This window comes from Naasia aerilata, from assembly GCF_030296595.1.
In the GTDB taxonomy this organism is placed as follows: Bacteria; Actinomycetota; Actinomycetes; order Actinomycetales; family Microbacteriaceae; genus Naasia; species Naasia aerilata.
This window is the reverse complement of sequence record NZ_AP027731.1, coordinates 2,120,476-2,132,517: the sequence shown is the minus strand read 5'-3', so window position 1 is coordinate 2,132,517 and position 12,042 is coordinate 2,120,476. Positions and strand designations below refer to the sequence as shown.

The following is a 12,042-nucleotide window of genomic DNA, read 5'->3' as shown; positions in this document are numbered from 1 at the left end:
GGCGCTCAGAGCACCGGTCGTAGCGCATTCACCGAGCGCGGGGCGAGCACCGACCGCGGCCCGAGACGACGAGCGCGGTCCGTACACGAGGCGCGCTCGTCCATACGCACCGCGCTCGGCGGAAACCCCGGCGCCTCACACCGCGCTCGGCGGCCGTGGCGGCTCCTCAGACCGCGCTCGGCGGAGGACAAGGCGCCTCACACCGCGTCGTCGCCGGCCTGGTGTGGGCCCGCGCAGCGCCCGTTCCGGCTCCGCCGAACGCACCCCGACGCACCGAGCGCGCACCTCTCTCATCGAGCGCACCCCGAAACACCGAGCGCACCCTGTATACGGGGTGCGTTCGGTGGCACGGGGCGCGCTCGGCGAAACGGAGGCGCGCTCGGTGTGTCGGGGCGCGCTCGGCGTCCCCTCCCCCCACAGCGCACGAAGCGGTCACCGTTCCGGCCGCTCAACTCCACGTCTTAAGCCCGACCGACACCGCGCGGACGATCCGCTCGCGCACCGGTTCCGTATGCCGACCCGGGGCGCTCCCCCTCGGGCCTCAACTCCCGGTAACCGGCGAGCCGCCCACCCTCGGGCACCCCCACCCTCGGCTGGCACAACCGAGCCACCCACCCGCCAGGGCACACCCCACCGACCGCACCCCCAACCACCGAGCGCACCCCGTATACGAGGTGCGCTCGGTGTCACAGGGCGCGCTCGGCGCCGTCCGCGCTAGTGCGCGACCGTCACCAGCCCCAGCTCGGCGGGGCTCGCCAGGTACTGCGACTTGGGGACCACGCGCACGTTGTAGCCGAACGAGCCGGGCCGCTTGAGCGTCACCGTGCCGGCGAACGTCGTGGACCCGTCGAGGGTGACCGCCCCGGTCGCCGCGGAGGAGCCGTCCTCGACCAGCGGGGCCAGCTGCACGGTGGTCATGTCCTCGAGCGAGTCGCCCTCCAGGCTCTTCCCGTAGACCACCTCGACGGACACGTCCTCGGGGCTGAGCGCGCCCAGCTGGACGCGGGCACGCACGTGCAGCTCGTCGCCCACGCGCGGGATGGCGGCGAGGCCGCCCGACTCGACGTGCAGGACCTGCACGCCCGACCAGTCGCGGCGCACCTCGTCCTTCCAGGCCGCGAGCTCGCGTCCGGCCGCGTAGTCGTCGGCCGCGATGACGCTCGCCGCCTTGCCCGCGGGCGTGTACAGCTTGCCGACGTACTCCTTGACCATGCGGTCGGCGGAGAGCTCCGGCGAGAGGGTCGCGAGCGTGTGCCGGATCGACTTCACCCAGCGGACCGGGACGCCGTCCTTGTTCCGGTCGTAGAAGCGCGGCGCGATCTGGTGCTCGATCAGGTCGTACAGCGCACCGGCCTCGAGCGCGTCGCGCTCGGCGGCGTCGCCCGCGGCATCAGAGGACGGGATCGCCCAGCCGTTCTCGCCGTCGTAGTACTCGTTCCACCAGCCGTCGAGGATGGACAGGTTCAGCGCGCCGTTGAGGGCCGCCTTCATGCCGGACGTGCCGCAGGCCTCGAGCGGGCGCAGCGGGTTGTTCAGCCACACGTCGGTGCCCGGGTAGAGCAGTTGCGCCATGCCGATGTCGTAGTTCGGCAGGAAGACGAGCCGCTTGCGGATGTCCGGGTCCTGCGCGAACGTGACGAGCCGCTGGATCAGGCGCTTGCCCTCGTCGTCGGCGGGGTGCGACTTGCCGGCGATGATCATCTGCACGGGACGCTTCTTCGACGTGAGGATGGCGCGCAGCCGGTTCTCGTCGTGGAGCATGAGCGTGAGCCGCTTGTAGGTGGGAACGCGGCGAGCGAACCCGATCGTCAGCGCGGCCGGGTCGAGGGCCTCCCCGATCCAGGTGGGAACCACCGAGCCCGGGTTCTGCTGCTGCCACGCGTCGCGGATGCGCTCGCGCGCGTCGGCGACGAGCTGCTCGCGCATCTGCCCCCGCACCCGCCAGAGGTCCTCGTCACTGACGGACTTGGAGCGCCAGTCGGCGACCGTGGTGTCGATGGTGCCGAGCTTGTCCTCCGCGAGCCGGAGGAGCATCGGGTCGGTCCAGGTCGGCGCGTGCACGCCGTTCGTCACCGACGTGATCGGCACGTCCGCCTGGTCGAATCCCGGCCACAGCCCGGAGAACATGCCCCGGCTGACCTCGCCGTGCAGCTTGGAGACGCCGTTCGCGTGCTGCGCGAGCCGCAGTCCCATGACGGCCATGTTGAACACGCCGGCATTGCCGCCCTCGTAGTTCTCGGTGCCGAGGGCCAGGACGTCCTGGACCGCGACGCCGGGGAGCAGGTCGGTGGAGAAGTAGGCCTCGACCAGGCTGCGCTCGAAGCGGTCGATGCCGGCCGGGACGGGCGTGTGGGTCGTGAAGACCGTCCCGGCCCGCACGACCTCGAGCGCCTCGCCGAACCCGAGCCCGGCGGCGACCAGGTCGCTGATGCGCTCGAGGCCGAGGAAGCCGGCGTGGCCCTCGTTGGTGTGGAAGACCTGCGGGAACTCGCGTCCGCTCAGCTCCGAGAACAGCTTGATGGCGCGGACGCCGCCGATGCCGAGGAGCAGCTCCTGGAGGAGGCGGTGCTCGCCGCCGCCGCCGTAGAGGCGGTCGGTCACGGTGCGGAGGCTCTCGTCGTTCTCGGGGATGTCGGTGTCGAGCAGCAGCAGCTTGACCCGGCCGACATCCGCCTGCCAGACGCGGGCGAAGAGAGTCCGCCCGGCGGGCAGCGCGAGCGCGACCTGAGCGGGGGCGCCGTCCGCGCCGCGCAGCACGGACAGCGGCAGGCCGTCGGGGTCGAGCACCGGGTAGGTCTCCTGCTGCCAGCCGTCCGGCGAGATGGCCTGCTTGAAGTAGCCGGAGCGGTAGAAGAGGCCCACGGCCAGCAGCGGAAGTCCCAGGTCGGACGCGCTCTTCAGGTGGTCGCCGGCCAGGATGCCGAGTCCGCCCGAGTACTGGGGCAGCGCGGCGGCGATGCCGAACTCCGGCGAGAAGTAGGCGATGGACGCGGGGGCGTCCTTCTGCCCCTGGTACCAGCGAGGCTCGGAGATGTAGGTGCGCAGGTCGGTGCGCAGGTCGTTCGCGCGGCCGACGAACTGCTTGTCCGCCGCCAGCTCGGCCACGCGCTCCGGCGACACCATGCCGAGGAGCCCGACCGGATCGTGGTGGCTCGCGCCCCACAGCTCCGGGTCGATGAACGCGAAGAGCTCCTGCGTCGGCTGATGCCAGGACCAGCGGAGATTGCCGGCGAGCTCGTCCAGTGCGGAGAGACCCTCCGGCAGGACCGTGCGGACAGTGAAACGGCGAATCGCCTTCATACATGTTCCCATCGACCGTGTGGCGGAGTGGGTCCCACCCTAGGACAGTCGGAAGCCGCGATCGGGGACCCGGGCGCCCGCGTTAGCGGTCCCCCCACCCCTCTCGCAAGCCTCCGCCGCCGACCAGGGTCGGAAATCGGGCCCGGGCTAGAGTGAGGCCGTGGCGACTCCACGGAACAGCGAAGAGGCGGGCGCGACCCGCCAGGCCACGAGGCGGACGTCTTCCGGCCCCGGCGCGCGGCGTCGGAGGGCACGATCTCGGCCTCCGCAGCGGGCGTGCAGAGCGACTGGACGCCCCGCCTCGGCCGCATCCCTATCCTCGATCTCTCCCCCAGCTGCCGGGCGACCTGTGGCCGGCGAAGGCCTTCGTCGGCGAGGTCGTCCCGTTCGCGGCGACCGTGTTCCGCGAGGGACACGACCTCATCGGCGCGGACGTGGTGCTCACCGACCCGAGCGGTGCGACCACCGAGCACCGGATGACCCTCATCGAGAAGGGCGTCGACCGCTGGCGCGCCGACGTGCTCGTCGAAGCCGAGGGGTTCTGGACCTTCCGCATCAAGGCGTGGGGCGACGACTTCGCCACCTGGCTGCACAACGCCGAGGTGAAGATCCCGGCCGGCGTCGACGTCGACGTCATGCTCACACTGGGGCAGCAGCTCTTCGAGCGCGCCGCCGCCGAGACGTCGCGTCCCGCCGCCGACCGCCGCCTCTTCACCGCCGCCGCCAAGCGCATCGCGGACACGACGCTCGATCCGGCGACGCGCCTGGAGGCCGCGGAAGAGCCCGACGTCGTCGCGGCGCTCGAGCGGATCCCGCTCGCGAGCCTCGTCACCCTCTCCCCGAGCATCGGCTCCGGGTCGAGCGGGAGCGCGCCGGGCGCGGATCCTGGTACGAGTTCTTCCCCCGATCCGAGGGTGCCGTGCAGCACGAGGACGGCTCCTGGCAGTCCGGGACGTTCCGCACGGCGGCCGAGCGTCTCCCCGCCATCGCGGCCATGGGCTTCGACGTCGTCTACATCCCGCCCGTGCACCCGATCGGGCTCACCAACCGCAAGGGTCCGAACAACACGCTCACGGCCGGACCGAACGACCCGGGCTCCCCTACGGCATCGGCGCGGCGGAGGGCGGGCACGACGCGATCCACCCGGATCTCGGCGACGAGGAGGACTTCAGGTTCTTCGTCGGTGCCATCCAGGACGCCGGGATGGAGCTCGCGCTCGACATCGCGCTGCAGGCCTCCCCCGACCACCCCTGGGTGACCCAGCACCCGCAGTTCTTCACGCAGCTCCCCGACGGCAGCATCGCGTACGCGGAGAACCCGCCCAAGAAGTACCAGGACATCTATCCCCTGAACTTCGACAACGACCCCGAGGGCATCTACCAGGAGATGCTGCGGCTCTTCCTGCACTGGATCGGGCTCGGCGTGAAGATCTTCCGCGTCGACAACCCGCACACGAAGCCCCTCGCGTTCTGGGAGCGGCTCCTGCACGAGGTGAACGGCGCGCACCCCGACGTCATCTTCCTGTCTGAGGCGTTCACGCGTCCGCCGATGATGCGCGGCCTCGCGCAGGTCGGCTTCCAGCAGAGCTACACGTACTTCACGTGGCGCAACTCGAAGGAGGAGCTGGCGGAGTACTTCCTCGAGCTCTCCCGGGAGAGCGCGGACTACCTCCGGCCCAACTTCTTCGTCAACACCCACGACATCCTCACGCCGTACCTGCAGTTCGGCGGACCGCCCGCCTACCGCATCCGCGCGGCGCTCGCGGCGACGGCCTCCCCGACCTGGGGCGTCTACTCCGGCTACGAGCTCATCGAGAACGTGGCGCGGCCGGGCTCCGAGGAGAACATCGACAACGAGAAGTACGAGTTCAAGGTCCGCGACTACGCGCACGCCGAGAAGCTCGGCGTCTCGCTCGCGCCCTACCTCCGCCGGCTCAACGAGATCCGCCGCGAGCACCCCGCCCTCGGCCAGCTCCGCAACATCGACATCCACTGGTGCGACGACCCCGAGATCCTCGTCTACAGCAAGCACATCGAGGGGCGCTTCACGCCCACCGGGGCCTCGGACACGATCCTCGTCGTGGCGAACCTCGACCCGCACTCGGTGCGCGAGTCGACGGTGCACCTGGACCTCACGCGGCTCGGACTCGAGCCGGAGACCTCCTACCAGGTCCGCGATCTGCTGACCGACTCAACCTGGACATGGGGAGAGCACAACTATGTGCGACTGGATGCCTTCACGCAGCCGGTGCACATCCTGCACGTGGTGACCCCGGTCCCCGAGCAGTACTACTGAGCCCCGAAAGAAGGCACGCATGGCCGACGCCACCGTCGACACCACTCCTCAGCCTCGGTTCGACCTGCCGACGGTCCCCGAGGAGGAGCTCGCCCGCCTCGAGCAGGGCCTGCACTCCGGGCCGCACTCGATCCTCGGCCAGCACCCGGTTCCGGTCGAGGGCGTCGCCGACCAGGTGGTCGCCATCCGGGCGCTGCGCCCGCTGGCGGACAAGGTGACGGCCGTGCTCTCCACCGGAGCGCGGGTCGACCTGGCCCACCTCGGCCACGGCGTGTGGCAGGGCGTCAGCATCCTCGGCTTCAAGGACTACGTGATCGAGGCCCGCTACGCCGACGGCAGCGAGTGGACGGTCGACGACCCGTACCGCTACCTCCTCCATCGGCGATCTGGACCTCTACCTCTTCGGCGAGGGGCGGCACGAGCGCCTGTGGCACGTGCTCGGCGCGCACTACCGCGAGCACTGGGGTGTCGAGCAGGCGACCACCGGCGTCGCCTTCGCCGTGTGGGCGCCGCACGCGCAGATCGTGCGCGTGATCGGCGACTTCAACGGCTGGCACGGCGTGCAGCACACCATGCGCCGGATGGACTCCAACGGCGTGTGGGAGCTGTTCGTCCCGGGCCTCGAGCCCGGCGGCTCCTACAAGTTCCAGATCCTCACTGCCGACGGCCGCTGGATCGAGAAGGCCGACCCGATGGCCCAGTACACCGAGGTGCCGCCCGCCACCGCATCCGTCATCGGCACCACCGGGTACGAGTGGGGCGACGGCGAATGGATGGCGCAGCGCGCCTCGAAGGATCCGCACCACCAGGCCATGAGCGTGTACGAGATGCACCTGGGCTCCTGGCGTCCGGGGCTCGGCTACCGCGAGGTCGCGGACCAGCTCATCGACTACCTGGCCGAGACCGGCTTCACCCACGTCGAGTTCCTGCCCCTCGCCGAGCACCCGTTCGGCGGGTCGTGGGGCTACCAGGTCACCGGGTACTACGCGCCGTCGTCCCGGTTCGGGCACCCCGACGATCTGCGCTACCTGATCGACCGGCTGCACCAGGCCGGCATCGGCGTGATCGTCGACTGGGTCCCCGCCCACTTCCCGAAGGACGAGTTCGCCCTGGCGAAGTTCGACGGCCAGGCGCTCTACGAGCACTCGGACCCCCGCCGCGGAGAGCAGCAGGACTGGGGCACGCTCGTCTTCGACTTCGGCGAGTCACACGTGCGCAACTTCCTCGTCGCCAACGCCCTCTACTGGTTCGAGGAGTTCCACATCGACGGCCTCCGGGTCGACGCGGTCGCCTCGATGCTGTACCTCGACTACTCCCGCAACGAGGGCGAGTGGCTGCCCAACCAGTACGGCGGACGCGAGAACCTCGAGGCGATCGGCTTCCTTCAGGAGGTCAACGCGACCGCGTACAAGCTGTACCCGGGCGTCGTGATGATCGCCGAGGAGTCGACGAGCTGGGGCGGCATCACCCACCCCACGTCCGGCGGCGGCCTCGGGTTCGGGCTCAAGTGGAACATGGGCTGGATGAACGACGGCCTGCGCTACATCCACCAGGACCCGATGTATCGCAGTCACCACCACAACGAGATCACCTTCTCGTTCGTCTACGCGTTCAGCGAGAGCTTCCTGCTGCCCATCAGCCACGACGAGGTCGTGCACGGCAAGGGCTCCCTGTTCAACAAGATGCCGGGCGACCACTGGCAGAAGCTCGCCAACGTGCGGGCGTTCCTCGCCTTCCAGTGGGCGCACCCGGGCAAGCAGCTGCTCTTCATGGGCTCCGAGTTCGGCCAGCCGTCGGAGTGGAGCGAGGAGCGCGGCCTGGACTGGTGGATCCTCGACCAGCCCGTGCACCGCGGGCTCTTCAACTTCGTGAGCCAGCTGAACCGCATCTACAAGGAGAACCCGTCCCTGTGGGAGCGCGACTCCTCGGAGAACGGGTTCACCTGGATCGACGGCAGCGACGTGGAGAACAACGTCATCTCCTTCCTCCGCTGGGACAACTGGGGCAACCCGGTGGCCGCGATCTTCAACTTCGGGGGCAACCCGGTCGGCCCGTACCGCGTGGGCCTGCCGAGCGCGGGCGTCTGGGACGAGATCCTCAACACCGACGCCGCCGACTTCGGCGGCTCGGGGGTCGGGAACTTCGGCGCGGTCACCGCGGAGGAGGTCCCGTACCAGGGCCAGCGCGCCTCGGCCGAGCTGACCATCCCGCCGCTGGGCGCGCTCTACCTCAAGCCGCGCCCGGCGCAGCAGCAGGCCGTCGACGCGCAGGAGGCGCCTGCCACGGCTCAGTCGCCCGCAGAGGCGTCCGTGGCCCAGGAGCCGACGGCCCTGCCGCCGGCCGCCCAGCAGCAGGAGCAGCCGACCGCCGATCAGCCGACGGAACCCGCTGCTTCCGCACCTCAGCGCGGCCGACGGGCCGCCTCCGCACCGGGAACGATCACCCCCAGTCCGGGGGAAAACACCCCCTAAGCCCCCTTCCGAGCCTTGCCCGGGCTCGATGGGGGCGGCTACTGTGAACCCCATCGGCCTGGAGCCGGCGGTCACCCGAAACCCGACCGTCAGTGCCCCTCCCGACAGCGTCTTTACCCGAAGTCGCGAACATCACGCCGGAACGCAGTCCCCAGCTGCCTCCTGCGCACTACCCGAAAAGAGCCCGCCCATGCTCATGCAGCCTTACCCCCCGCCCCGGACAGAGCGAATCGGTCGCCTCACCCCGACCCGAAACGTCTGACGCCGCTCCTGCGGCGAATGTGCTGACGGACACCCGCCGCCAGCTCTCGCTCTTCCGGACATCGCTCCGGCCCTGCTTCAACCCGAATGGATCAGGCTCCGTGACCACCTCTGTGCGGGTCGCACTCGACTCGACCACCCCACTTTCACCCCCGCTCGCCCTCGACTGGGTGAAGCGCTACGCCATCCGCGTCGGACTCGGCGACATGCTCGCCGTCGTCCTCACGGTCGCCGTCGCGCACCTCCTCGCCTTCGGCGCCCACAACGGCACCATGGCCTCGCGCGGGTTCCTCAACCACCTCGTGACTCCGCTGCACATCGGGCTCGCGCTCGCCGTGCTGTGGATCCTCGCCCTGCGGCTCGTCGACACCCGGGCCTCCCGGATCATCGGCAGCGGAGCGACCGAGTACAAGCGCGTCGGCCACGCGTCGATCCTGACGTTCGGCGTGTTCCTGTTCGGCGCATTCTTCCTGGACCTCGACATCGCGCGCAGCTATGCCGCGATCGCGTTCCCCGTCGGGACCGTCGCACTCATGGCCAACCGCTGGCTGTGGCGTCGCTGGCTGCTCTCGCGCCGGGCCCGCGGCGAGTACAGCTCTCGCGTCGTTCTGATCGGCTCCGAGCGCAGCGTCCTGCAGACGGCCGTCGACCTGTCCCGGAACCCGGCGGTCGGCTACCAGGTCGTCGGCGTCGGCCTGACCGACGGACCCGATCACGGCGTGCTGCGCGGCACCACGCTGCCCATCATCGGCGGCATCGACGACGTGCCGAACCTGCTCGACACCTACGGCGCCGACACCCTCATCGCGACCAACTCGGACCGCCTGCCGGCCGAGCGCGTGCGCGAGATCAGCTGGGGCCTCGACCCGCAGCGCCACCAGCTGGTGCTCGCGCCGAGCATCGCGGACATCGCCGGAAGCCGCGTGCACCTGCGCCCGGTCGCCGGACTTCCCCTGCTGCACGTCGAGACGCCGCAGTACGAGGGACCGCAACGGGTCGCGAAGCGGATCTTCGATGTGGTCGTCTCCGGCCTGATCCTCTTCGCCCTGCTCCCCCTGTTCCTCATCGTCGCCGGGCTCATCAAGCGCGTCGACGGGGGCCCGGTGTTCTACTCGCAGGAGCGGATCGGACGGGACGGGGTCGCGTTCCGGATCCTCAAGTTCAGGTCGATGTATGTGGACGCCGACGCGCGCCGCGCCGAGCTGCTCGCGGCGATGGCCGGCGAGCGCCGCCTGTTCAAGCTGGCGGACGACCCCCGGGTCACCCCGATCGGCAAGATCCTGCGCCGCTACTCGATCGACGAGCTTCCCCAGCTCCTCAACGTCCTCCGCGGCGACATGAGCCTCGTCGGTCCCCGGCCCGCCCTCCCCGAGGAGGTGTCGGACTACAACTCGAAGGAGCGCCGCCGCCTCGTGGTCACCCCCGGTATGAGCGGCCTCTGGCAGGTCAGCGGCCGGTCGAATCTCGGCTGGGACGACGGAATCCGCCTCGACCTGTACTACGCGGACAACTGGTCGATGACCGGTGACCTCGTGATCCTCTGGCGCACGGCCAAGGCCGTGCTGATGCCCGAGGGCGCGTACTGATCCACCTTCGGCTGACCGGCTGCCCTCCCCCACACGGCGCCGGTCAGCCGATCCGCGCCCCCTCGGGGCGCCGCACCCAGTCCGCGAAGCGCGACGGGGCGATGACCGCGTCCGGTCCCGGCAGCAGGTCGTCCTCCTCGAGCCTCGCGCCGAAGTAGTCGCCGAGCGGGTCGGCGACGACCTCCCGCGGGTCCCCACGGAGGTCGAGCTCCGCGGCCAGCAGCTGATCCAGATCGAACACGTCGGGGCCCGCGTGCTCGGCCGTCGCGAGTGTCGGCTCCCCCAGCGCGGCGGCCATCACGGCGTCGGCGACATCGTCGGCGGCGATGGGCTGGATCCTGGCTCGCGCCGGCCGCACCCGGCCGCCGTCGGTGACGGAGTCGGCGATGCTTACGAGGAACTCGAAGAACTGGGTCGTGTGCACGATCGAGTAGGGCAGCGTCGCCTCTCGGAGCAGCTCCTCCTGGCGCGCCTTGGCGAGGAAGTAGCGTCCCTTCGCTGCGGCCAGCCGGTCGGTCCCGACGACCGAGAGCGCGACGTGGTGCCCCACCCCGGCCGCCCTGCCGTACGTGAGGAGATTGAGGGTCGACGTCTCGAAGAAGTCGAGAGCGCCGTCGTAGTCGGTGTACGGCGAGGTCGACACGTCCACGACGACCTCTGCGCCATCGAGCGCCTCGGGAAGGCCGTCGGCTGTGTAGGAGTTGACGCCCGTTGCGCGTGCGGCGGCAACGGCTGAATGGCCGGCGCGCTGCAGGAGGGAGACGACACGACTGCCGATGAGGCCGGTGCCTCCCACGACGACGATCTTCATGATGGTCCCTTCGTCCCGAGGGCGGCACAGTGCCGCCGACAGCTAGGACCGGGAAGGGCCGCCGGCTGTGACAGCCGCGCTCAGCGCCGTGCCGTCATGCGGCGGACCTCCTCGTCGACCCGGTCCTCGGAGACGTAGCCGCGGCCGGGGCCGAACACGCTCGCGGCCGAGAAGGCCAGGGCGATGCCGAGGCCCACGGTGGGCCAGAGGGGCCAGTAGTAGCCTCCGCCGGTCACGCCCCAGATCACGTTGACGAGTGCGACGACGAGGACGGAGGTGACCAGGAAGCGCCAGAAACCGGCCTTCGCCTCGAGGCGCTTGCGTGCGGCTTCCCGCAGATCTTCTGATGTCATGCCGCAAACCTAGGGGCGCCGCGACGGGCCGGGAACCGCCCGAGCGGATGGTCCGTGCTCCACCGATCGGTGGATGCAGCGCGCATCGTCCGATCGCGAACGGATCGGCAGCGGCCTTGTCACAGACCCTGCTCCCGCCCGGTCCTAGCTCAGCAGCGGCATCGACCGCGGACAGAAGGGTTCAAGGACATGAAGGCAGTCATTCTCGGCGGCACCGGCCTCATCGGCTCGAAGGTGGTGGCGGAGCTCCAGCAGCACGGCGTGGAGGCGGTGCCCGCCTCTCCGAACACGGGCGTCGACGCCGTCACCGGCGCGGGCCTCGCAGAGGCCCTGGCGGGTGCGGACGTCGTCGTCGACGTGTCCAACTCCCCGTCCTTCGCGGACGCGGACGTGCTCGCGTTCTTCACCTCGTCGACGGCCAACCTGCTGCGAGAGGAGGCGTCGGCCGGGGTGCGGTCCCATGTGGCCCTGTCCATCGTCGGCGCGGAGCGCGTGCCGGGCAGCGGCTACCTCCGCGCGAAGGTCGCCCAGGAGAGGCTGATCCGCGACTCCGGTCGTCCGTACTCGATCGTGCGAGCCACCCAGTTCTTCGAGTTCGCGCGCGGGATCGCGGACTCCGCCACGGTGGGCGGCGAGGTGCACCTGCCGCCCATCCTCCTCCAGCCCATGGCCGCCGACGAGGTCGCGGCGGCCGTCGCCCGCGCCGCGCTCGCCCCCTCGACGAACGCCATGGAGGAGGTGGGCGGCCCCGAGCCGATCCCGCTCCCCGACTTCGTCGGCCGCGCGCTCCGAGAGGCAGGCGACCCTCGATCGGTGATCGCCGATCCGGCCGCGCAGTACTTCGGCGCAGTCCCCGCCGAGCGCGCGCTCGTGCCGGCGGCGGACGCGACCCTCGGCCGAATCCGATTCGAGGACTGGCTCCAGCGCCGGACTCTTCAGCGCAGCTCCTGACCCCCTCGAGCCTG

At 70.6% G+C, this 12,042-nt stretch carries 5 protein-coding genes and 2 pseudogenes; 4 read left to right on the top strand and 3 right to left on the bottom strand.

The features are described 5' to 3' along the window. Positions 1-714 precede the first annotated feature (714 nt). Positions 715-3,300, bottom strand: a complete 2,586-nt coding sequence (glgP, locus tag QUE51_RS11125) for an alpha-glucan family phosphorylase (RefSeq protein ID WP_286276471.1) — start codon at positions 3,298-3,300, stop codon at positions 715-717. Between the two features lie 276 nt (positions 3,301-3,576). Between glgP and QUE51_RS11120 the strand changes: the two are divergent. From QUE51_RS11120 to QUE51_RS11110, 3 genes and pseudogenes are all read left to right on the top strand, one after another. Next, a pseudogene (locus QUE51_RS11120) lies at positions 3,577-5,595 on the top strand (alpha-1,4-glucan--maltose-1-phosphate maltosyltransferase). A 19-nt stretch (positions 5,596-5,614) separates the two neighbouring features. Then, positions 5,615-8,066: pseudogene (gene glgB / locus QUE51_RS11115) on the top strand (1,4-alpha-glucan branching protein GlgB). A gap of 362 nt (positions 8,067-8,428) precedes the next feature. Then, a complete protein-coding gene (locus QUE51_RS11110; protein WP_286276469.1) occupies positions 8,429-9,913 on the top strand; it encodes a sugar transferase in 1,485 nt (494 codons plus the stop codon). Positions 9,914-9,956: 43 nt separating this feature from the next. Here QUE51_RS11110 and QUE51_RS11105 read toward each other — a convergent pair whose 3' ends face one another. Together QUE51_RS11105 and QUE51_RS11100 are read right to left on the bottom strand one after the other, a co-directional pair. Beyond that, on the bottom strand, positions 9,957-10,724 hold the full coding sequence (locus QUE51_RS11105; RefSeq protein ID WP_286276468.1) for an SDR family oxidoreductase: 768 nt from the start codon (positions 10,722-10,724) through the stop codon (positions 9,957-9,959). 80 nt (positions 10,725-10,804) lie between these two features. After that, a complete protein-coding gene (locus QUE51_RS11100; RefSeq protein WP_286276467.1) occupies positions 10,805-11,077 on the bottom strand; it encodes a 2TM domain-containing protein in 273 nt (90 codons plus the stop codon). 189 nt (positions 11,078-11,266) lie between these two features. Between QUE51_RS11100 and QUE51_RS11095 the strand changes: the two genes are divergently transcribed. After that, entirely contained in the window at positions 11,267-12,028 is a 762-nt protein-coding gene (locus tag QUE51_RS11095; RefSeq protein WP_286276465.1) for an SDR family oxidoreductase, read from the top strand. Positions 12,029-12,042: the final 14 nt, after the last annotated feature.

What these genes read in the sequence shown, in the direction of transcription:
- glgP (WP_286276471.1), bottom strand. Translation starts at nt 3,300, where the DNA reads ATGAAGGCGATTCGCCGTTTCACTGTCCGCACGGTCCTGCCGGAGGGT.
- QUE51_RS11105 (WP_286276468.1), bottom strand. Translation starts at nt 10,724, where the DNA reads ATGAAGATCGTCGTCGTGGGAGGCACCGGCCTCATCGGCAGTCGTGTC.
- QUE51_RS11095 (WP_286276465.1), top strand. Translation starts at nt 11,267, where the DNA reads ATGAAGGCAGTCATTCTCGGCGGCACCGGCCTCATCGGCTCGAAGGTG.
- QUE51_RS11100 (WP_286276467.1), bottom strand. Translation starts at nt 11,077, where the DNA reads ATGACATCAGAAGATCTGCGGGAAGCCGCACGCAAGCGCCTCGAGGCG.